The organism is Cryobacterium ruanii (assembly GCF_004404055.1).
Lineage (GTDB): Bacteria > Actinomycetota > Actinomycetes > Actinomycetales > Microbacteriaceae > Cryobacterium > Cryobacterium ruanii.
Map to the genome: position 1 here is coordinate 143,422 of NZ_SOHK01000009.1, position 22,316 is coordinate 165,737.

The following is a 22,316-nucleotide window of genomic DNA, read 5'->3' on the forward strand; positions in this document are numbered from 1 at the left end:
TTCATCGCTCTGACCCTGACCCTGCGCGGATCAGCCCTGGTTCGCTTCGACCGAGGCCGGTTCGATCGCACCCTGGTCGAGCCGAAACGGCGGGTATTCGTCGCGCATCAGCGCCGTGTACGTCACGACGCGGAAGACCCAACGGTTGACTCCCATGATGAAATCGAACAGCGGTCGCTGGTACCGGCCGGTGAACAGCAGGATGACCCCGGCCACCACCACGAGCACGCCGAGCAGCGACACCCCGTCGCCGCCCGAGCCTGCTCCGTCATCTCCGCGCCACGGGTAGGCCCAGGTCGACATACCGCCGACAAGCGCCGTGAGCAGCAGCAGGTGTGGGATGGCGAGGAGCCAGGACTTTACCAGCACGAGGCCGCGCGAGAGGCGCTCGGGATACACGACGTCGAAGTCGGCCGGATAGTCGGTGCGCGCGAGCGTGAACGGCGGGTAGCGGTCGGTGCCGATTGCGGAGTAGGCGTAGAACGACACCCGCCAGCTCCAGCGCAGCACGCCCACGTTGAAGTGAAAGATCGAGCGCGGGTAGCGACCGGTGAACAGGATCGCAAACGCTGCCACGATCGTCGTCACGATGAACGCGAACCACAAGCAGGCCAGCAGCACGAAGTGCGGAATGGCCAGCAGCCACTTGACCAGCCACAGGCCGCGCGAGAGCACGGGGTCGAGGTGGCCAGTCAGCGCCGCCGGATAGATCGGCTTGAGCGACTCAGCCATCGAAACGGATGCCGGTGCTCTGGTCACCGCCACTGCGCCCATCGGCGGGGTGATCGGGGCTGTCGCATTCACTCGGCCAAAGGCGGGCGGCTGCGGTGACGCGGCTGCGTCGCCGGGCGTGCGCGGCGCCGGCGCGAGCTGCCGGCCGAGGCCGATGGCACCAACGACGACCAGGAAGACACCGATCAGAAAGAGGATACCGCCACCCACGAGAAGTCCCACCGCGATCGGTCCGAGCAGGTCGGTGTGCACGCCGGCGGCGAGATCCACTGCGACTCCCGGGCTTGCGTCTGCGTTCATGACGACGACGGACCAGTCGCCCGCAGCGGGCTTCCAGATGATCTCCTGGGTGCCGCTGCCCGAGGCAGATTGGGTCCAGAAACCTTCGTCGACGGGAGCGCCCGGTGTTTGATTTCCAGGAACGTTCAGGTAGTCGACCCGAAATGGTGTCGTCTGCACGTCGCGCAGTTCGCTGTGGTTGACGTCGGCGAGGTAGGCATCGACGTCACTTTGGGGCGCGATACCGATGAACACGTCCCGGCCGGAGTCGACCGCGGTCGCCTGCAGCCGCAGCGTGGCAATGTCGAATCCGACACCGGTCGGTACTTTGAAGTCGCTTCCGACATCGAAGTTCGGCGAGGTGATCGCATAGGAATCGACGGCGAAGGTCTCAGCCTGAGACGTGAAGTAGCCATCATCCTGCTGAGCGGCCGTCACTACAGCGAGCGCCGTTCCACCGGTGAGCATGCCGGCTCCGACCAGCCCCAGCACGGTGCCCAGAATCAGCATGATGATCGCTCCGGGTCGTGCTCCGGAGCGTGCAGGCGGTGACACGTTGGGTTGGGATGTTGCGGGCGGAGTCTGACGGGGTGGCGTGACACTGCTCATCGCGTAGCAGCCTTTCTGGTGCGGTACAGACCGAAGGACCGAAGTTGCGATGCAAGCATCCCGCACCTCCTTGGATCGCACTAGTGACCAAAGACCCGATAAGTTGTCCAGCTGCGGCTGTGCGACTTGTCTGGCCGGCCGGTGCCAGCGCCTGTGCGACTTGTCTGGCCGGCCGGTGCCAGCGCCTGTGCACGGTGTCGGCCCGTGCTACCGTACTGGCATGCAGAGCGATCCGGTCGTCACCAACCTTCAGTTCTACCGGGTGATCTTCGAAAACGAGCGGGTGCGGGTTCTTGAATATCTCGACCGGCCCGGCGACGAAACCACGCCGCATCGGCACCCCGACAGTGTCATGTTCACCCTCACCGCCTTCCAGCGGCGCCTCTCTACCGGCGGCCACTCCATCGACGTCGACCTGCCCGAGGGGGAGGCGCGGTGGCTCCCCGCCCAGGAGCATTCCGGGGCGAACATTGGCGGGACGGCCACGCACACCATTTTTGTGGAACTCAAGGAGCCTGCCCCGAATTTGCTCGCCTCCAGCTCGGCTGAGCCACTCGGTCCCCTGCCTATCTAGTCCGCTTTTCGCTGATTCGCGATGCGCGGAACCTGGAGTACCGGCCGGACACGCACTGGCAATCCCCCGCGTCTAGACCAGGGAGTCACGCCAGGCGGCGTGCATGGTCGCGAAGCGGCCGGTTCCCGAGATGAGGTCGTTTGGGGTGCCGTCTTCCACGATGCGGCCGTGTTCCATCACGAGCACCCGGTCGGCGATTGCCACCGTTGACAGGCGGTGCGCAATTATCACAGCCGTGCGGTCGGCAAGCAGGGTCTGCAGCGCCTCCTGCACGAGCCGTTCGCTCGGAATGTCGAGCGACGACGTGGCCTCGTCAAGTATGAGCACCGCCGGGTTGGCGAGGAATGCGCGCGCGAACGAGATCAGCTGGCGTTGCCCGGCCGACACCCGCCCGCCACGCTTGTTCACGTCGGTGTCGTAGCCGTTCGGCAGGCTCTCGATGAAGTCATGGGCCCCGACGGCGACCGCGGCGGTGCGGATCTCGTGGGCCGAGGCATCCGGTTTACCAATGGCGATGTTCTCAGCGACCGAGCCGCTGAACAGGTATGCCTCCTGGGTGACCATGACGATCGCTCGCCGCAGGTCCTTAGGGTGCAGATCACGCAAATCGACATCGTCAAGCCGCACCCGGCCCTCTGTCGGGTCGTAGAACCGGCTCATAAGCTTGGCGAGCGTCGATTTACCCGCTCCGGTCGACCCGACCAGCGCGATGGTCTGCCCGGCCGGTATGTCGAGGTCGAAGTGCGGCAGAATCTCCCGATCGGCCTGGTATGCGAACTGCACGTTCTCGAATCGAACCCGCCCGCGGGCCTCCCAGAGATCCACCGGGGCGACCGGATCGGGCACGCCGGGGCGTTCCTCGAGCACACCCGAGATCTTTTCAAGCGCAGCCGCTGCTGACTGGTAGGAGTTGTAGAACATCGCCATCTCCTCCATCGGGTCGAAGAACCGGCGGGTGTAGAGCAGCGTCGCGAGCAGTGCGCCGATGGCGAGCTGACCGTCGGCCACCCGAAAACCGCCGACCAGCAGCACGGCTGCGACCGTGACGTTGCCGATGAGCACGAGTCCCGGGTCGAAGACGCCGAACAGCTGGATCACGCGCGCGTTGACCGTACGGTAGCTTTCGACGAGCGCGCCGAACACCGTCTCGTTGTGCTTTTCGGTGCGAAAAGCCTTCACGGCACGAATACCGGTCATCGTTTCGACGAAACGCACGATCAGGCTCGCCGACGCCACGCGCGACTGTCGGAACAAGCTCTGCGACCGCACCTGGAACCAGCGGGTGAGAATAGCCAGCGGAACCAGGGCGCCGAGCAGCACGAGTCCGCTCGTGCCGTCGAGCAGCACGAGTGCGATCGCTGTGAATGACATATAGAGCATGCCCTGCACGAGTTGGTTGATGCCGGAGTCGAGCAATTCGCGAATGGCATCGAGGTCGCTGGTCTGGCGGGAGATGATGCGTCCCGAGGTGTAGGACTCGTGAAACTCCAAGCTCAGCTTCTGCGTGTGCAGGAACACGCGCTTGCGCAGGTCGATCAGCACGGCCTGGCTCACCCGGGCGCTCAAAACGGTGTACCAGGCGATAAGGAGCGCTCCGAGCACCCCGGCGACGAGGTAGATCGCGCCGGTCGCTGCGAGCGGCATCCAGTCTTGTCGGAGCAATGCGGGCAGTCCGCGGTCGATCCCGAAGGCGATGAGCGCGGGGCCGGCAACCTGTGCGGCGGTCGAGACGACCACCACGATCATGGTGAGCACCACTTTGGCGCGCACCGGCAGCAGCAGTGACCCGAGCAGACGCAAGGAGCGGGCCCGAATCTGCTTGCTCTCGGCCTTGGTGAAGTCGTGGCGTTCTTCGCCCTCGACGCCGGTAACGCTCACAGTACTTCCTCCGCTCGGTTCGATTCTCGGCGTTCTTCGTCTTCGAGGCTGGAGATGACGAAGGTGTAGTGCGGGCTGGTCCGCAGTAGCTCAGAGTGGGTGCCAACGGCGGTGATGCGGCCCTTTTCAAGCAGCGCCACCCGGTCGGCGAGCATGACCGTCGAAGGGCGGTGCGCCACGATGAGGGCGGTCGTGTCGACGAGTACCTCACGCAGCGCGTTCTCGACGAGCGATTCGGTGTTCACGTCGAGGGCCGACAACGGGTCGTCCAAAATCAAAACGGATGGCCGCGACGCGACGGCGCGGGCGAGCGCGAGTCGCTGCCGCTGCCCACCGGAAAGGCTCATGCCTTCCTCACCGACGAGGGTGTCGACCCCAAGCGGCAGGTCGTGCACGAACCCGGCCTGCGCGATCTGCAGGGCCTGCGCAAGCTCGGCATCCGCTTCGGGGCTCGCTTCGGCTAAATCGGCGCGACCGAGCAGCACATTGTCGCGAACGGATGCCGAGAACAGGGTCGCATCCTCGAACGCCATCGCGAGGTGCCGGCGCAGTTCCTCGCGGCTGAGCGACCGCACATCCACGCCATCGAGGGTCACCGCGCCCTCGGTCACGTCGTAGAGGCGGGTGGTGAGCGCAGTGAGCGTGGACTTTCCCGAGCCGGTGAGGCCGACGAGCGCCATGGTCTCCCCCGGTTCGAGTACGAGGTCGATGCCGTCGAGCAGGTCGGGAAAACGCTCGGGCGAGTCCGGGTAGCGAAAGTGTACGTTGTCGAACGCGAGCCGGCCGAGCGGTGCGACCAGGGTGGTCGGATCTGCCGGGTCGGTGATCTCGTTCGGGGTGTCGAGAATGTCGAAGAACCGGTCGGTGGCGGTGCGCGCGTCGAAGGTCATCGACAGCAGGAACCCAATCGACTCCACTGGAAACCGTAGAACGGTGGCGGTCGCGAAGAACGCCAGCAACTCGCCGCCGCTCAGGTCGCCCTGGTTGGTGAGCCAGACGCCGGTAACGAGGCACAGCGCGAACGCGACGTCAGGCACGAGCAACAGCCAGAGCCAGATGCCGGCGATGGCGCGTGCCTTCTCGATTTCGGTGCCACGCAGGCTCTCCGCCTGCGAGGCAAAGTTCTTGAGCGCGAACGAGCCGCGGCCGAACGCCTTGAGCACGCGGATGCCGTGCACAGATTCCTCGACGGCGGTCGCGAGGTCGCCGGCCTGGTCCTGGCTGCGGCGGGCGATTACCGAGTACTTCTCCTCGAAGACGTAGCCGTAGATCCAGATCGGAATGGAGCAGACGACGAAGATCACACCGAGCAGCCAGTGCATCCACAGCAGAATGGCCACACCGACCACGATGGTGAGAAAGTTGACCACGAGCAGCACAAGACCGAACGATACCCAGCGGCGAATGAGGTTGAGATCGCTTACCGCACGGGAGAGCAGCTGTCCGCTCGGCCACCGGTCATGGAAGCTCACCGGCAGGTCCTGCAGCCGGGCGTAGAGGTGGTTGCGCATTCGCGCCTCGATGTGGGTGCCGGGAGTGAGCACGAACCAGCGGCGGAGGGCGATCATGATCGCCTCGACCACGCCGAGGGCGAGCACGATCCAGACGGCCGGCCAGATCTGGGCGGCGCTGTCGCTGCCACCCACCCCGCTGAGCGGGCCGTCGACCAGCCAGGCGAGCACCTGCGGGATAACCAGGGCAACGAGCCCGGCGAGCAGCGCGGCGACCATACCGAGATAGATGCGGGGCAGGGCCGGTTTGGCATAGGGGTAGAGCCGTTGCAGGCTGCGAAAGGTGTTAGCGCGTGCTGCGATGGTGTCCGAAGGGGGTGGTGCGGGTGGATCGGTGGCGGTCATGGTCCAGTCCTGATGGTGGTGCGGCCGCACCCTGCGGGGTGCAGCGGGTACCTGTTGTCACCGATACCAAACGGTACCGATGACGGAAAACGTGTCATGAATGCGTCGTGACGCGTTGGCGAACGAGCACCGTCAGCGGTGCGGCGGTCGATGCGTGCAAGCGGATACTAACGGGCGAGGTCACGCCGGACGCGTGCGAAGCCTGACCCTCGGGCAGAAGGAGTCGTTTAGCCAGCGAGGGAGGCGGTGGCACGGCCCCTGGCTGCAATGGCCGAGGTGAACGCGCCAAAGGAAGCGCCGTCGATCGCAGTCGTTGCGAGCGTGATCGGTGCTGTCTTCGTCATGTCTGCCTCCTGGGCGCCTCAAGATACGTGTCGTTTGCCCCCCGGATCACGCAGCCTTCCAGAATATGGGAAAACTGGGGCAGAACGCAAGGTTTTTCTGGCGTGGCAGCATCCGCTCGCTTAGGCCAGGCCCGCTGACCGCGTTCGTCGCGTGTCGTGGTCCCGGCCTTTCACAGGCAGGCGTCACGTAGTCTGGGCTCTGCGCGTCTAGTCGGCATGGCCATGCCCCGCGCGCTCGCCCCGTTGGAAGGATTCTTCATGCTGCCCACCCTGTTCGGAATCGATTTTCTCAACTCTGAGTGGCTGATCCACTCGTTTGGATCGTTCGTGCTGCTGGGCGTCGCCGTGGTCGTGTTCGTCGAGACCGGGTTCATCGTTCTGTCGTTCCTGCCGGGTGATTCGCTTTTGTTCACCGTTGGCCTGCTCACCGCGACCGGCGTGGTGCCGCTGCCAATCTGGATGACCTGCCTGGTCGTGTTCATCGCCGCGTTCGCCGGCGACCAGCTCGCCTACGCCATCGGCCGAAAGGCGGGGCCTGCCGTGTTCTCACGGGAGAAGAATCGGTTCTTCAACCCGAAGAACGTCGAACGCACCAACGCCTTCTTCGCCAAGCACGGTGGCAAATCCATTATTCTGGCGCGTTTTCTGCCGATTTTTCGGGCATTCGTGCCGGTCGCCGCCGGAGTCGGCAAAATGCGCTACCGCAGTTTTGTGGCCTACAACGCGATCGGCGCCTTCGCCTGGGGCGTCGGCCTCACCCTCGTCGGGTTCTTTCTGGGCCAGTTCGAATTCGTCGCCAAATACTCCGAATTCTTTATCATCGGCATCATCTTGCTCTCCGGGATTCCGATTCTCACCGAGCTGACCAAGGCCGCACGCACGACGCTCAGGGACCGCCGAGCGGCCGCCCGCGTTCAGCCGACGATCCCGGCCGACCTGCGCGAATAAGCCCTGCGCTACCGGACGGCGTTCAGGCGGGTCGCGGCGAGCAACTCGGCGGCCGCGAGCGTCGTGATCTCGTTCGCGCGGGCATCAGTGAAAATCTGGGTGAGCACCAAACCGATCGCAGCGACGCGCGCGGTGATCTGCTCGAGGTCGGCGTTCGGCTCGCTCGCCAGGTCGAGGTAGACGACACCGCCGGCGTTGACGACGAAATCCGGTGCCCAGAGGATGCCCCGTGCGTCCAGCTGGGCCGCACCGGCCGGATTCGCGAGCTGGTTGTTGGCTGCGCCGCAGACGCCGAGCACGTTCAACTGGGCAATCACGGCCGCGGTCAGCACCCCGCCGAGCCCGCACGGCACGAACAGATCGGCATGCACCCGGTGTGCGTCGGCGACTGATACCCAGCTCGCGCCGAGCGCATCGGCCAGTGCGCGCTTCTCGGGGTTGATGTCGGTGACGGTGAGGGTGGCGCCGGCGGCGGCGAGTGTGGCGGCGAGGCGACCGCCGACTTGACCGAGGCCCGAGATCACCAGGTGACGACCGCGTACCTCGCGGCTGCCGAACAGGGCCTCCAGGGTAGATTCGATGCTCGCGTATACGCCGGCCGCGGTCGCCTCCGCCGGCTCGCCGACGCCGCCGCTCGCGGCGGGCAGTCCGCAGACGTAACCGGTTTGTTCGGCGACGATGGCCATGAGGTCGGCACTCGTGCCGACGTCTTCGGCGGTCATGTAGGCGCCGTTCAGGCTGTCGATGGCGTCGCCGAGGTCGAGCATCGCCAGGCGCTTCTGCGCATCCGTCAGCACCGTACCGAGGGGCAGGTAGATCACCGACTTACCGCCGCCACGGTTCAGGCCGGCGGTCGCGTTCTTCAGGGTCATGGCGGCCGACAGGCGCAGGGCGTCGGCGACCGCGTCGGTCCAGCTCGCGTATTGCCAGAGGCGGGCACCGCCGAGGGCTTGGCCGAGGCGGGTGGAGTGGACGGCCACCGTGATCATCAGACCGGAGCGTTCCCCGGTCGTGATCAGCACTTTTTCATGGGACAGGGTGCTCTGCGCGAGAGAATCAAGGGCGGCAGCGGGGTGGGTGAGGGTCATGGAGACTCCATTGTTTCGGGCATTGTGGGCCGGATGCGACGGCGCCGGTGTGTGGCATCGCCGTTACCAGAATATCTGGAGTCAGCACCGGAAGAAACAGTTCGTCGAGCATTCCGCGGGCAAGACCAGCCACCGGGTATGCAAAAAGCACCCTCGATTCAACATCGACGGTGCTTTTCTTGCGTTTGTGGCTAGTGGAAGAAGTGGCGCTCTCCCGTGAAGTACATCGAGACACCGGCCGCGGTGGCCGCGGCGATGACCTCAGGGTCGCGCACCGATCCACCGGGCTGCACGACGGCCGCGATTCCGGCTTCGAGAAGTACCTCGAGGCCGTCGGCGAAGGGGAAGAACGCGTCCGACGCGGCGACCGAACCCTCGGCGCGTTCGCCGGCGCGGCTCACGGCGAGGTGGCAGGAATCGACCCGGTTGACCTGGCCCATGCCCACGCCGACGGATGCCCCGGCGTGCGCGAGCAGAATGGCGTTCGACTTTACGGAACGGCAGGACTTCCACGCGAATTCGAGGTCGGCGCGCATGAAGTCATCCACTTCGGGGCCCGCCACGAGCGTCCAGCCGGCCGAGCTGAAGTCTTCGAAGCTGTCGGTCTCCTGAACGAGCAGGCCTCCCGAGATCTGGTGCAGTTCGAGCGAGGAACGCTCGTAGTCGGCGGGCAGCTCGAGCAGGCGAATGTTCTTCTTCTTGGTGAGCAGTTCCACCGCGGCCGGCTCGAAGCCGGGCGCAACGAGCACCTCGGTGAAGATCTCGCTGATGGTCTGGGCCATGTCGAACGTGACGACGCGGTTCGCGGCGATCACACCGCCGAACGCGGAGATCGGGTCGCAGGCGTGGGCGCGCAGGTGGGCGGACGCGATGGCATCCGGCGCGTTCGGCTTGGCGATGGCGATGCCGCAGGGGTTGGCGTGCTTGACGATGGCGACGGCCGGTTCGCTGAAGTCGAAGGCGGCGCGCACTGCGGCGTCCGCGTCGACGTAGTTGTTGTACGACATGTCTTTGCCGTGCAGTTGCCGGGCCTGGGCGATGCCGCGGCCGCCCTCGCCCACATAGAGTGCGGCGGCCTGGTGCGAGTTCTCGCCGTAGCGCAGAATCGCGTCGCGGGTGACCTCGATGCCGAGTCCCGCGGGGAACGGCGACTCATCTTCCTCCTCGTCGTCGGCGGCCTCGAACGTGACGTCTTCGCCGAGCGCCTCCACGTCGTCCTGCCACTGGTCGTAGACGTTCTCGGTGAACCAGGCCGAGACGCTCAGGTCGTAGTCGGCGGTGTGCTCGAAGGCGAGCGAGGCGAGTTTCTGGCGCAGCTTGAGGGTGGAGCCGCCGGCGGCGACGGCTTCGATGATCTCGCCGTAGCTGGCCGGGTCGACGACGATGGCCACGTTGGCATGGTTTTTAGCGGATGCCCGCACCAACGCCGGTCCGCCGATGTCGATCTGCTCGATCACGTCGGCCGGCTCGGCACCACTTTCGACGGTCTCAACGAAGGGATACAGGTTGACGACGACGAGCTGGAACGCTTTGATACCGAGCTCATGCAGCTGCGCTTCGTGCGATTCGAGGCGCAGGTCGGCGAGGATACCGGCGTGCACGCCGGGGTGCAGGGTCTTGACGCGGCCGTCGAGCGATTCAGGAAAGCCGGTGACCGCCGAGACGTCGGTCACGTCATAGCCGGCGGCGCGAATGGTGGCCGCAGTGGATCCGGTGGAGACGATCTCGACGCCATCCGCTTTCAGCGAGGCGGCAAGCCCCAGCAGGCCGGTCTTGTCGCTCACAGAGATGAGTGCGCGCTCGATGACGACCTGGTCACGGTCACGGTACGAGCTGGGTGCGTTGGTGTGTCCACTCATGCGTTGGAGTACTCCTTGAGGTTCATGTGTCCGTTGGCGATGTCGAGCACGGCCTGGATCAGCAGGCGCCGTTCGACGATCTTGATGCGATTCTGCAGGGAAGTCTCGGTGTCATCGAGCAGAATCTCGACGCGTTCCTGCACCAGGATGGGGCCTTCGTCGACACCGTTGTCGACCACGATGATGCTCGCGCCGGTTTGCACGGCCCCGACGGCGAGGGCGTCACGCACGGCGTGGGCCCCGGGAAACTCGGGCAGGTAGGCCGGATGCGTGTTGATCAGATTCGGCGATAGGGCGGCGACCACGCGTGGCGGCAGCAGGCGCATCATGCCACTGAGCACGACTAGGTCGGGCTGCCACTGTTGAATTTGCGCGAGCAGTTCGTCGCCCCAGGTGGCGCGGTCGGCGAACGAGGAGAACGGCACGGAGAACGCGGGGATGCCGAATTCGACCCCGAGCTCGAGCCCGTCGGCATCACGGTCGGCGCCGATCGCCACTACTCTGGCCGGAAACTCGGCGTCTTCCGACGCCTCCAGCAGGGCCCGCAGATTGGATCCTCCGCCGGAAATTAACACGACAATAGACAGCACGGTCTGAGCTTACCGTTTGACGCGGCGCACCGACGGGAGTCGCACCCGGCCGGCCAGCATGCCGAGGACCGCCGCGACACCGATTTCAGCGGCGGCGAGCGCACCGACCAGCACCGGATTCGGCCCGACCTCGACGAGTCGGCCGGGGCCCATCGCGCCGGCCGACCACCAGGCGAGCAGGCCGAGGAGGGCACCGCCGACCACACCCATGCCGAGGCCGGTGAGGACGTGTTCGAGGGTGGTGCGCTCGGGTATTCCCGGTTGCGCCAGAAACTGCCGGGTCACGACGGCGAAGACAAAACCCACGAGCACGGGCACGAGCAGGCCGACAAAGCCGTAGGCAGGGGTGCCCTGTGGTAGCGCGCCGAACAGAGGCAGGCCGGGCAGTGTGCCGACGGCGGTGCCGATCGGTGAGACGGTGCTTCCCACACCGAGCGCGATGCCCGGCCCGACGAACCACGCGGCTGCCCAGATGACGAGGTTGGGAATGAGGGCAAGCTGGGCGAGGGTGATGGTGGCGCCGCCGAAAACGCCGGCCTGCACCGCCTCGTACAGCCCGATGATGGTCGCGTAGTTGACCGCGATGAGCACGGCCACGGCCACGGCCGACACGATCAGCACCCCGGCGGCAGCCGCTGTTCCACCACGCAACGCGCCTTCGATGACACCGCGAGCGGTCTGCGGCATCTGCCGGTACCACGAGCGGATGCTGCGGCTCACCCCATCGAGGCCGTCCACGGCTCCCGCAATCTTGCGCCGACCCAGTTCCGCCCCCACCAGAACCCCGGCGGCATAGATGAGCGTCGGCAGCACGAGCCCCTGCAGCCGGTCGGGCCGGACCGTTTCCGACACGGCGGACAGGGTCACCAGCGTGGCCAGGACCGCGTAGGTGCCTACGGCAACGCCGACGCCGGTCCAGCGGTGTGGGGTCTCCGCAGCGCGACGGCCGGTATGCACGCCCATGAGCACCGAGAGCATGGCGAAACCGAGCGGCACGACCGAGATCAGGAAGGGGGTGTCCGCTCCGGCCAGGCCGAGCGCGGCGGCTACGTCGGAGCCGAGCTGCACCGTGAGGTCGACTCCGTTGCCGAGCAGCCAGATATCGGCGGCGGCCCGCCAGAAGACGAACCACTCCACCGACAGGCCGAAGTGGGCGGCCCAGAGTACGGTGAGCGGCACCATGGCGATGCCGATGCCGATGGCGACAACAAGTAGGGCCTCGAGAGCGGCGAGCAGGGCGGTCGTTATGCGATTCATCCGTTGCGAGCCTATCTGGCCGGGCCGACAATACCCGCCACCACGCGCCAGCTGCCGCTGCTCGGTGCTCAGCCCCTTCATTGTTGGCAACTCGACGTACGAAACTGCGGAGATTCCGGGCCGCGGAGCGCGAACTGGCGTATCGTTCCGGGGCACACCGGGCATCCGCTCGAATTCTCCGCAGTTATGCGCCCAGCCGCACCCACCCACGCAGAAGGGGCCCGCCGACATTCCGGCGGGCCCCTTCGCTGAGCGAGTTACAGTGCGGCGAGTGCCTCGCGCAGCAGGGTCGCAGCCTCGCTCGGAGTCTTGCCGACCTTGACTCCGGCGGCTTCGAGGGCCTCTTTCTTGCCCTGGGCGGTTCCGGCTCCGTCGGAGACGATGGCGCCGGCGTGCCCCATGGTCTTACCCTCGGGCGCGGTGAAACCGGCCACGTAGCCGATGACCGGCTTCGTGACGTGCGCCTTGATGTATTCGGCGGCTTTCTCTTCGGCGTCGCCGCCGATTTCGCCGATCATGACGATCGCCTTGGTCTCCGGGTCGTTCTCGAAGGCCTCGAGCGCATCGATGTGCGTGGTGCCGATGATGGGGTCGCCGCCGATACCGATCGCGGTGGAGAATCCCAGGTCGCGCAGTTCGTACATCATCTGGTAGGTCAGGGTGCCTGACTTGGAGACGAGTCCGACGGGGCCCTTGACGGTGATGTTCGCCGGTGTGATGCCGACGAGTGCCTCGCCGGGCGTGATGATGCCGGGGCAGTTCGGGCCGATGATGCGGGTCTTGTTGCCCTTGGCGATGGCGTAGGCCCAGAACTCGGCCGAGTCCTGCACGGGGACACCCTCGGTGATGATGACGAGCAGCGGAATCTCGGCGTCGATCGCTTCGATGACGGCGTCCTTGGTGAACACCGGCGGCACGAAGATGATCGACACGTCGGCGCCCGTCTTCGCGACGGCCTCGGCGACCGTTTTGAACACGGGCAGCTCGACGCTGCCGTGTACGACGGTGGTGCCGGCCTTGCGGGCGTTGACGCCACCGACGACCTGGGTACCGGCCTTGAGCATGAGGGCGGTGTGCTTGGTGCCCTCACCTCCGGTGATGCCCTGAACGATGACCTTGGAGTCTTTGTTGAGGAAGATTGACATGCGTGGTTGTCCCTTACTTCGCTGCGTGGGCGAGCTCGGCGGCCTTGGCGGCGCCCTCGTCCATGGTGGCGGCCAGTGTTACGAGCTGGTGGTTGGCCTCGGCGAGAATGCGACGACCCTCCTCGACGTTGTTGCCGTCGAGGCGCACCACGAGCGGCTTGTTGGCGCTGGCGCCGAGCTCGGCGAGCGCTCCGACGATGCCCTTGGCGACGGCGTCACAGGCGGTGATGCCGCCGAAGACGTTGACGAACACGCTTTTGACCTGCGGGTCGCCGAGGATGACGTCGAGGCCCGCGGCCATGACCTCGGCGGACGCTCCGCCCCCGATGTCGAGGAAGTTGGCCGGCTTTACGCTGCCGAAGTTCTCTCCGGCGTACGCGACGACGTCGAGGGTGCTCATGACGAGTCCCGCGCCGTTGCCGATGATGCCGACTTCACCGTCGAGCTTGACGTAGTTGAGGCCAGCAGCCTTGGCCTTGGCTTCGAGCGGATCAGCTGCGGCAGCGTCCTCGAGGAGGGCGTGCTTGGGGTGACGGAAGTCGGCGTTCTCGTCGAGGGTAACCTTGCCGTCGAGGGCGATGATGTCGCCCTCTTCGGTGAGCACGAGCGGGTTGACCTCAACCAGGGTCGCGTCTTCACCCTTGAACACGTTGTACAGCTTGACGAAGACCGGGGCGACCTTATCGACGAGCTCGGCGGGGAACTTCGCGTCGATCGCGATCTGCTTTGCCACCGCGAGGTCGATGCCGACCGTCGGGTCGACGGCCGTGTAGGCGAGCGCTTCGGGCTTCTCGACGGCGAGTACTTCGATTTCCACGCCGCCCTCGTAGCTGGCGAGCGACAGGTAGGACCGGTTGGACCGGTCCAGCAGCACGGAGAAGTAGAACTCCGCCTTGATGCGCGCTCCGCCGGCCACCATGACGCGGTGCACGGTGTGGCCCTTGATGTCGAGGCCCAGGATGTCGCGGCCGGCCGCCTCGGCGTCATCCGGGGTCTTGGCTACCTTGACGCCGCCGGCCTTGCCGCGGCCGCCGACCTTGACCTGCGCCTTGACGACGACGACGCCACCGAGCTTCTCGGCCGCTGCACGCACGTCGGCGGGGGTGTCCGCGATGATGCCCGGAAGAACCGGCACACCATATTCCTCAAAGAGGTCTCTCGCTTGGTACTCGTAAAGGTCCACGCTGCTCTTCCAATCCGCGTCTTGGCGATCAAACCGCCGGTGAAGATATATGAGGTTGTTGGTAACAGCAGTCCAGCCGTAAATTAGCTCGACATCAAGACATACCGGCCCGGGAAAACTCTATCGCGTGAATCGAGCGGCAAGGCGCACTCCGCGACCGCGCTGACCGGGCCGCCAGCCCGGCCGAAGGCTAGCCACACCTTGCTGGACGACTTTGGCGCCGAGTGCTTATCTTGTAACATGACCGAACTTGCCCTAGCGGTGGAACCGCACGCCGCCGGCCTCGCCTCCCGGCTGAACTGGCTGCGCGCCGGCGTTCTGGGCGCGAACGACGGCATCGTCTCCGTCGCCGCCCTCGTCGTCGGTGTTGCCGCCGCCACGACGGACTCCCACGTCATCCTCATCGCCGGTGTCGCGAGCCTGCTCGCCGGCGCGATTTCGATGGCCCTCGGCGAGTACGTGTCGGTGAGCAGCCAGCGCGACTCCGAACGGGCCCTCATCGCCAAGGAAACCTGGGAACTTGAGAACGAGCCCGACGAGGAACTCGCCGAACTGGCTGGGTTCTATGAAGCCAAGGGGCTCTCCAGCGAGACTGCCCAGCAGGTGGCGATCGAGCTCACCAAGCACGACGCCCTCGCAGCGCACCTCGAGGTTGAGTTGCACATCACCGAGCAGGATGTGTCGAACCCCTGGCATGCGGCCTACGCATCCGCTATCGCTTTCACCGTCGGTGCCGCGCTCCCCCTGCTTGCCGTGCTGCTGCCGCCGGCCCAGTACCGCATCGGTGCCACGTTCGTCGCGGTCCTGATTGCGCTCGTCATCACCGGCTGGCTCAGCGCTCACCTCGGCAACAGCCCCAAGCCGCAGGCTATCGCCCGCATCGTCATCGGTGGAATCCTCGCTCTCGCCGTGACCTATGTGATCGGCGCCCTCATCGGCGGCAGCGTCTGATCGAGCTGGGCTCACAGCCAATTCCGGGGTCCGTACCGACCGGGTAGATAGGCTAAAAGTATGGCATCACTGCGCATCGGAGCTGGCCCCATATCGCGATCATCGATCAGTACGGCGGGCGCTCTCGACGCGGCCCTCGTGCTGGCTTTCGCTGCGATCGGCCGGTTGAGCCACGGTGAAAGTCTGGCCGGGCTCGGCGTGACCTATTGGCCGTTCCTCGGCGGCCTGATTATCGGCTGGCTCCTGCTGCGTGCCTGGCGACACCCGCACCGTATCGTCTGGACCGGCGTCGGCATCTGGATCGCCACCGTAGCGGGTGGCCTCCTGCTGCGTTTCGCCAGTGGCCAAGGCGTTCAACTCAGTTTTGCGATCGTCACGACCATCGTGCTCGGCCTGTTTCTCCTCGGCCGGCGTGCCCTCGCCGCGCTCCTGCGCCGCCCCGCCCGCCAGCGGATGCCCGCCGCGGGCTGATTTCAGGATCAGCCCGTCCCGCACGCGAGCGCGGTCGATTCACAGCCGCAGTGCCGCCGCGTCACGAGACGACTAAACGCCACGGACCGACTGAGCGCCACGCTGAGCGCCATGCTGACCGCCATGCAGAATCGCCTATACGGCCCGCTTCAGTCCCGGAGTCGCGAGCAACTGTCCGTCACGCCGCACCGCGAGTACGTCGATGGCGAAGCGCTCGGTCATTTCGTTCAGCGTCGTCTCTCCGCCTGCCACGATCGCCGTCGCGAGTACGTCGGCAGTGACGATATCGGCCGCGAACACACTCACCTGTTGAAACGGTGACGGTTCACCGTCCAGGGCGGTCCAAATGTGTTCGCCCCGTTCCGCGCTGCCCGAGGTGGCCACGGCACGAAGCGGATGCCGCAGCGGCACGCTCGCAATCAGCTCACCACGATCGGATGGATCGACGATCCCCACGACCCATTCGGGGTGCCCGGCATCCCCACTGACCAGGACATCACCGCCAGCGTTGATCGACCAATTGGCCGGGCCGCGCGCCGTCAGGGCTGCTCCGGCTTCGGCGATAGCGAGCGCCTTGACCACGCCCGAGAGGTCGATGACGCCGTCGGTACGATGTGGTGTGAACACACCCTGGGTGCGTTCCCGCCAGTCCAACGCGAGGGCGTAGCAGGTGCGCAGACTCTGACTAGCCTCAGTCAAACGGATGTCCCCGCGCGCGATGCGACTCAGTTCCGAGTCCTCCCGGTACAGGCTGAACTGCTCGTCCCAGCGGTGAAACACCGTCTCGACCAGGTCAACGGCATCAGCATCTTCCAGGCGCAGACTCACAACCGTTCCCATCATTGCAAAGGTGAGCGCCGGCATCTGCTCACAGTCCCCGCCCACAGTCGGCGCCCTAGAATCCGGCCGTATCGAGCGCCGATTGCAGCGACCGCCGGTAACCCTCGCTCGTGTACGTAGCACCGCTGACGTTTTTCACCTTCGCGGACTGCGCGGCGAGCACCTCGGAGCGCAGAATCGGCGCGGCCTGGTTGCTGATACCGACCGACCGACCGCCACGGTTGGTCAGCTGCAGCGGGGTGACCTCGGTGATCGCGCCGTTGGCGACGGTCACTGACACCTGCACGTTGCCGTATTGGGTCTGCACCACCGAGCCGGTGAAGGTTCCGGAGTGAGCTGAGGCGGTTGCCGCGGTCTCGGTTGCTGCGGTGGCAGCAGCGGATGCGCCGGTATCGGCTGCTGCAGTCAGGCTCTGCGACGCGTCAATCGCCTGGGATCCCAACTGCCACCCGATACCGACTATCGAAACGGAGGCCAGGGTGGCCAGGGCTACCGCGCGTACTCTCACCAGTCAAACCTTTCGTAGTGGATCTGCTTCTTGGGCACCCCGCCGGAGCGGGCGTCGCGCACGACGGCGTCGGTCCAGGGTCGGGGGCCGCAGATGTAGATGTCGGAGCTTTCGAGCTCGGGCACGATCGTGCTCAGGGAAATCCCGTCCCGGACGGCGTCCGCTGGAAGCCAGGTGCTCACTCCACTTGGACGTTTACCGGCGATAATGCGCAGCTCCACGCCGCGTACCCGGCACAGGTCGGTGAGTTCGTCGACCAGATAGGTATCGCCCAAAGAGTGCGAGCGAATCAGCACGGTGGCGTTGCCCGGCGCGAACGACACCGTTTCGAGTAGGGAGCGAATGGGCGCAACGCCAATGCCGGCGGCGATCAGCACCACCCGGGGCGAGGTTCGCGCGTTCTCGGTGAAAAGTCCATAGGGGCCTTCGAAGCTGACCCGGGTGCCGCGTTTCATTTGGGGAAGCTGCTTCGAGGCATCGCCTAGGCCGCGAACGGTGATGCGCAGTCCGCGCTCACTCGGCGCTGACGACAGGGAGAAGGGATGCGCCTGCCACCAAAGTCCATCGGTCCAGAACCGCCAGACGAAGAACTGTCCGGAGGTCGCCCGGAGTTTGTCCAGCTTCCGGCCGGTCAGGGTGATTGAGACGACGCCCGGAGCGACAGCGTCCACTCGGTCCACGACCAGGCGGTGGCGCAACGACCGGGTGACCGGCAGCAGGAATCGGAACACGATGATGGCGCCGGCGACCGCCGCGTACAGGGCGAGCCAGTAATACCGGGCGATGGCGCCCTCACTGAGTAGACCACCAACGCTCAGCTGGTGCGGGATGGCGACGAGCACCGAGAGGTAAGCGAGCAGATGCACGGCGTGCCACGCCTCGTAGCGAAACTTACGGCGCACCACCACGAGCGAGGTGATGACGACACCGATCATGAGCGCGAGGCCGAGAAAGGCGAGCGGCATGTCGGGCAGGCCTGTGAACATGTTCCAGGTCTCGGCAACCACGTTGACGTTTTCGGCGAGCGCGTAGCCGGTGATGAGCAGTGCAGCGTGGCCGAGGATGAGGTACAGGGCCGGCTTGCCGAGCGACTGGTGCACGGCCATAGCCTGATCGTGCCCGAAGGCACGGTCGATCGGGGGAAGCCGAGCGGCCAGCACGAGCATCACGAGCAGCAGATCAGTTCCAACCAGACCCGCGACGATTCCAAGAGACGTGAACGCGTCGGCGGGGGTGCCGAACTTGGCTGCTCCCCCATCCGCGAGAAAGATGGCGACCACGATGGCGACCGAGGCGACACAGAGAATCTGCAGGCTGTCGGCGAGACGCATCCGCTTCTTATAAGCGGGGTGCGGCGAGGTCACCCGCGGGGTGTTCGCGAGCGCGGTGCCGGTTTGAGTGGTGCGCGTGTCGAGGCTCATGAGTAGAGCATCGGGCGGGCGCCCCTCGAACAGCTATCGAAAGCCTGTGAACAGTCTGTGTGTCACCAATGCCTTGAGCACTGCCTCGAGCGCTGCCGCAACAAGCACCCTAGATCTTTTCGATCGGGGCGATCTTGATCAACAGCTTTTTGGCGCCCGCCGTGTCGAACTGCACGTGCGCGATGCGCTTGGTGCCCTCACCGGTGACCTGGTTCACCCGGCCCTCGCCGAAGTCGTGGTGACGGATGCGGTCGCCCGCAGCGAGCTCGAGGCTGCCATTGTCGCGCACCGTTCCGGTGATCTTATTGGCCCACTCGGTCTTCGGTTTGCCCGGCGGCAGGCCGGCCTGCTTTGCGCTGTTGCTGCCACTGCTGCGACCGCCGAAGCCATCCTTGGACGTACCGAGCGCGTTACCGAACCCGCCGAAGCCGCCGTCGCGGCGTGCGTTGAGCGCGCGCGGCTGCGTGCCGCCACGGGAGTTGGCCATGCCAGGTGACTGCTTCCAGTCGATGAGCTCGGCCGGAATCTCCTGCAGGTATCGGCTGGGCATGGCCACGTTGATGTCGCCGAACTGGGCGCGGGTCATGGCGAGCGAGAGGTAGAGCCGTTTGCGGGCCCGGGTGATGCCCACATAGAACAAGCGGCGTTCCTCGGCCGGGCCGCCGGGCTCATTCGCCGACATCTGGTGCGGTAGGAGCCCTTCTTCGACGCCGGTAAGAAACACGGCCTCGTATTCGAGGCCTTTCGCGGTGTGCAGGGTCATCAGTGAGACCGTGCCCGAGGCGTCGTCGAGGTCGTCGGCCGCGGCCACGAGCGACACCTGGGTAAGAAAGTCGACGAGACCGCCGTCGGGGTTCTCTTTATTGAAGTCCTTGGTTTGAGCGACGAGCTCTTCAATGTTCTCGGCCCGTACCTCGTCTTGCGGGTCGCGGCTGTTTCGCAGTATGGCGAGCAGCCCGCTGCCGTTCAGGAGAAACTCGAGCACTTCAGAGACATTCGAGCCGCCGACCGGCACACCGTCATCGGTGACCGAAGTGGGCACGAGCATGAGTGCGGCGGCATCGAGCAGCTCGGCGAGTTTGAGGATGGCGCCGGTCACTTTGGGGCCGAGGCCGAGCGCGGCGGAATTTCGCATGGCCTGGCGAAAGGTGAGCTCGTTGTCGTCGGCGAAACTCGACAGTCCGGTCTCGGTGGCTGGGCCAATGCCGCGCTTGGGGGTGTTCAGAATGCGGCGCAGGGCGAGTTCGTCGACCGGGTTGGCGACGGCGATGAGGTAGGCCAGGGCATCCTTGATCTCGGCCCGCTCGTAGAACTTGGTGCCGCCGACCACCCGGTACGGCGTGGCCGAGCGCACCAAAATCTCTTCCAACGCTCGCGTCTGCGCGTTGGTGCGATAGAACACCGCCATGTCGCGGTAGGCCATGCCTGCCGCGTGAAGCACCTGGATCTCGTCCGAGACGAACTGGGCTTCGTCGTGGCCGGAATACGCCGTGAAACCGACGATTTTCTCGCCGTCGCCTCCCGCACTCCACAGCTTCTTATCGGTGCGGTCGAAGTTGTGCCCGATCACCGCGTTCGCCGCCGAAAGGATATTCTGCGTCGACCGGTAGTTCTGCTCGAGCAGAATCACCTTCGCGCCCGCATAGTCCCGCTCGAACCCGCTGATATTGCGGGTGTCCGCCCCGCGGAAAGCGTAGATCGACTGGTCGGAGTCGCCGACCACGGTGAGCGACGCCCCCGGAATGGCTCCGGTGGCGTCGCGCAGGTTGCGCACGTGCACGCCGTCGTTTTCCATCTCCTGGGCGAGCTCGGCCGTGACCGGCCGGGTGAGCTCGTGCACGAGGGCGTACTGGGCGTGGTTGGTGTCTTGGTATTCATCGACCAGCAGGTGCCGAAACCGCCGCCGGTAGAGCGCGGCAACCTTGGGGAACGCCCGAAACAGATAGACGGTCTCACCGATGAGGTCATCGAAGTCGAGGGCGCTCGCGGCGCGCAACCGGGCCGAGTACTGCCGGAAAATCTCGACGAACATGACCTCTTGCGGGTCGCTCATATTCGCGTTGCGCGCGTACGAGTCGGCATCGGCGAGCTCATTCTTGAGCTTGGAGATTTTGGCGCCGGCCGACCCTGGTGTGAACCCGTAGGTGTCGGCGTCGAGCCCCTTGATGATGCGTTTAAGGGTGACTTTGGTGTCGGCCGAGTCGTAGATGCTGAACGTACTCGACAGGCCGATCTTCTCGGCTTCCCGGCGCAGGATGCGCACGCAGGAGGAGTGGAACGTGCTGATCCACATGCCGTCGGAGGCCTGGCCGAGGATCGCGTGTACCCGCTCGCGCATTTCGGCGGCGGCCTTGTTGGTGAAGGTGATCGCGAGAATCTGACTCGGCCAGGCATCGCGGGTTTCGAGCAGGCTCGCGACCCGACGGGTGAGCACGCTGGTCTTGCCCGAGCCGGCACCGGCGATGATCAGCAGCGCCTGCCCGCGATATTCGACGGCCTCTTTCTGCTGCGGGTTGAGCCCGTCGAGCAGGGGGCTCTGGCGGTTATCGCCCGTGCCCGCGTGCCCGTTGGAATCGAGAATGATCGGCGTGGCCGAACGAGTGGCGGTTGCGGGCGCGGATCCCGCGTTCAGGGGTGTGGTCATATCGGTTTCCAGTGTAGGCGAGGCCCCTGACAGGCAGGCCGGTCAGCATGGTCAGAACGCGCCCCGCACGTGCACGGCCAGATCCGGATGGTCGGCGAACACTCCGTCAACGCCCGAGCCCAGAATGACCCGAAACTCCGACTGCCAGTGGCCAAAGTCTGCCTTGCGGGCACCGCTGCGAAAGGATTTCGCCAGAAATTTGTTTTCCGGGCGCAGGGACCAGCAGTAGATCTCGAGTCCCGCAGCGTGAGCTTCGTCGACCAGAGCGGATGCCCCGATCACCTCCCCCGCGGCATCCGTTTCGAGAATGAGCGATTTGGAAACGCTGATGCCGTCGATCCCATCAGAACCCGCGGCCAGGTTTGCGAGCCCGTCGGCCGTGAGGTGATCGGCGTAGGGTACGGCGCGAGCACCGTACTCCGCCACCTGGTCGGCCGGGTGTCCCTGAACTTCGAGCAGAAAGATGCGCTTGCCGCGTACGCCTTGGGCTTGCACTTGGGCGAGCACGCTCGGTTCGAAGCTCTCAACGGTGAGTCGGTCGGTGTTCCAGCCGGCCGCGGAGACCTCGTCCGCGAACAGTTCGGCCAGCGGCAGGTCGAATGCGGCGAAATAGCTGGCGTGTTTAATCTCCGCGACGATGCCGAGCACGCGATCGGTTCGCTCGGCAACCGCATCAACGAGGTCGAACAGGTCGCGCAGGCGAAGAATCGGTTGTTGGTCGTCGAAGGTCGTGTTGCTCTGCCGTAGGGCGGGCAGGCGTTCCCGCGCGCGCAGGGTGCTCAGTTCGGGCCAGGTGAAGTCCTCCGTGAACCAGCCGGTGACCTTCTTGCCGTCAACGTGCTTCTCGGTGCGGCGACCGGCGAATTCGGCGCGAGTTGCGACATCCGTTGTGCCGGAGATTTCATTCTCGTGGCGAATGACGAGTACGCCGTCGCGCGTCGCGACCAGGTCGGGTTCGACGGCGTCGGCGCCGAGCGCAAAAGCCAGTTCGAACGCGCTGCGGGTATGCTCAGGCCGGTGGCCGCTCGCCCCGCGGTGGCCAATGACGATCTGCTGCATGCGTACAGGCTAACCGCGCCACCAGAACGGATGCTGGGGGCCGCCGACGCTCGCAGCGTAACCTGTGCGCAATCCCGCTT

At 65.7% G+C, this 22,316-nt stretch carries 18 protein-coding genes; 4 read left to right on the top strand and 14 right to left on the bottom strand.

The features are described from left to right. Nucleotides 1-30: 30 nt before the first annotated feature. Nucleotides 31-1,521: a DUF4389 domain-containing protein gene (locus tag E3T47_RS06535; protein WP_422386476.1), complete on the bottom strand. Its 1,491-nt coding sequence runs from the start codon at nt 1,519-1,521 to the stop codon at nt 31-33. A 319-nt stretch (nt 1,522-1,840) separates the two neighbouring features. Between E3T47_RS06535 and E3T47_RS06540 the strand changes: the two genes are divergently transcribed. Continuing rightward, nucleotides 1,841-2,194, top strand: coding sequence for a cupin domain-containing protein (locus tag E3T47_RS06540; protein WP_134555340.1), 354 nt, complete (start codon nt 1,841-1,843; stop codon nt 2,192-2,194). Nucleotides 2,195-2,266: 72 nt separating this feature from the next. Here the strand turns inward: E3T47_RS06540 and E3T47_RS06545 are convergent, their stop codons facing one another. Together E3T47_RS06545 and E3T47_RS06550 are read right to left on the bottom strand one after the other, a co-directional pair. Beyond that, nucleotides 2,267-4,072, bottom strand: a complete 1,806-nt coding sequence (locus E3T47_RS06545; protein WP_134555341.1) for an ABC transporter ATP-binding protein — start codon at nt 4,070-4,072, stop codon at nt 2,267-2,269. Continuing rightward, nucleotides 4,069-5,928, bottom strand: coding sequence for an ABC transporter ATP-binding protein (locus E3T47_RS06550; protein WP_134555342.1), 1,860 nt, complete (start codon nt 5,926-5,928; stop codon nt 4,069-4,071). The genes E3T47_RS06545 and E3T47_RS06550 overlap by 4 nt, the downstream gene beginning before the upstream one ends. 560 nt (nt 5,929-6,488) lie before the next feature. Between E3T47_RS06550 and E3T47_RS06555 the strand changes: the two genes are divergently transcribed. Next, nucleotides 6,489-7,220, top strand: a complete 732-nt coding sequence (locus tag E3T47_RS06555) for a DedA family protein (protein WP_241982018.1) — start codon at nt 6,489-6,491, stop codon at nt 7,218-7,220. A gap of 8 nt (nt 7,221-7,228) precedes the next feature. Here the strand turns inward: E3T47_RS06555 and E3T47_RS06560 are convergent, their stop codons facing one another. From E3T47_RS06560 to sucC, 6 genes are all read right to left on the bottom strand, one after another. Continuing rightward, a complete protein-coding gene (locus E3T47_RS06560) occupies nt 7,229-8,308 on the bottom strand; it encodes a Glu/Leu/Phe/Val dehydrogenase dimerization domain-containing protein (protein WP_134555343.1) in 1,080 nt (359 codons plus the stop codon). 191 nt (nt 8,309-8,499) lie between these two features. Beyond that, nucleotides 8,500-10,167: a bifunctional phosphoribosylaminoimidazolecarboxamide formyltransferase/IMP cyclohydrolase gene (gene purH, locus E3T47_RS06565; protein WP_134555344.1), complete on the bottom strand. Its 1,668-nt coding sequence runs from the start codon at nt 10,165-10,167 to the stop codon at nt 8,500-8,502. After that, nucleotides 10,164-10,757: a phosphoribosylglycinamide formyltransferase gene (gene purN / locus E3T47_RS06570; protein WP_134555345.1), complete on the bottom strand. Its 594-nt coding sequence runs from the start codon at nt 10,755-10,757 to the stop codon at nt 10,164-10,166. Before purN ends, purH begins: the two co-directional genes overlap by 4 nt. 9 nt (nt 10,758-10,766) lie before the next feature. Continuing rightward, the gene (locus E3T47_RS06575) at nt 10,767-12,014 is read right to left on the bottom strand and encodes a cell division protein PerM (RefSeq protein WP_134555346.1); all 1,248 of its coding nucleotides are present in this window, start codon (nt 12,012-12,014) and stop codon (nt 10,767-10,769) included. A gap of 257 nt (nt 12,015-12,271) precedes the next feature. Beyond that, nucleotides 12,272-13,159, bottom strand: coding sequence for a succinate--CoA ligase subunit alpha (gene sucD, locus E3T47_RS06580; protein WP_134555347.1), 888 nt, complete (start codon nt 13,157-13,159; stop codon nt 12,272-12,274). A 13-nt stretch (nt 13,160-13,172) separates the two neighbouring features. Then, entirely contained in the window at nt 13,173-14,342 is a 1,170-nt protein-coding gene (sucC, locus tag E3T47_RS06585; RefSeq protein ID WP_134555348.1) for an ADP-forming succinate--CoA ligase subunit beta, read from the bottom strand. A 240-nt stretch (nt 14,343-14,582) separates the two neighbouring features. Here sucC and E3T47_RS06590 point away from each other — a divergent pair, with 240 nt between their 5' ends. Both E3T47_RS06590 and E3T47_RS06595 read left to right on the top strand, forming a co-directional pair. After that, nucleotides 14,583-15,293: a VIT1/CCC1 transporter family protein gene (locus E3T47_RS06590; protein WP_134555349.1), complete on the top strand. Its 711-nt coding sequence runs from the start codon at nt 14,583-14,585 to the stop codon at nt 15,291-15,293. Between the two features lie 60 nt (nt 15,294-15,353). After that, nucleotides 15,354-15,764: a DUF3054 domain-containing protein gene (locus E3T47_RS06595; RefSeq protein ID WP_134555350.1), complete on the top strand. Its 411-nt coding sequence runs from the start codon at nt 15,354-15,356 to the stop codon at nt 15,762-15,764. A gap of 135 nt (nt 15,765-15,899) precedes the next feature. Here the strand turns inward: E3T47_RS06595 and E3T47_RS06600 are convergent, their stop codons facing one another. The 5 genes from E3T47_RS06600 to E3T47_RS06620 form a co-directional block, all read right to left on the bottom strand. Next, nucleotides 15,900-16,592: an FAD:protein FMN transferase gene (locus E3T47_RS06600; protein WP_241982019.1), complete on the bottom strand. Its 693-nt coding sequence runs from the start codon at nt 16,590-16,592 to the stop codon at nt 15,900-15,902. A gap of 67 nt (nt 16,593-16,659) precedes the next feature. Continuing rightward, the gene (locus E3T47_RS06605; RefSeq protein WP_134555351.1) at nt 16,660-17,112 is read right to left on the bottom strand and encodes an FMN-binding protein; all 453 of its coding nucleotides are present in this window, start codon (nt 17,110-17,112) and stop codon (nt 16,660-16,662) included. Then, entirely contained in the window at nt 17,109-18,533 is a 1,425-nt protein-coding gene (locus E3T47_RS06610) for a ferredoxin reductase family protein (protein WP_241982021.1), read from the bottom strand. The genes E3T47_RS06605 and E3T47_RS06610 overlap by 4 nt, the downstream gene beginning before the upstream one ends. 109 nt (nt 18,534-18,642) lie before the next feature. After that, nucleotides 18,643-21,177, bottom strand: a complete 2,535-nt coding sequence (locus tag E3T47_RS06615; RefSeq protein ID WP_134555352.1) for an ATP-dependent helicase — start codon at nt 21,175-21,177, stop codon at nt 18,643-18,645. Nucleotides 21,178-21,228: 51 nt separating this feature from the next. Next, the gene (locus tag E3T47_RS06620) at nt 21,229-22,236 is read right to left on the bottom strand and encodes a glycerophosphodiester phosphodiesterase family protein (RefSeq protein WP_134555353.1); all 1,008 of its coding nucleotides are present in this window, start codon (nt 22,234-22,236) and stop codon (nt 21,229-21,231) included. Nucleotides 22,237-22,316 lie beyond the last annotated feature (80 nt).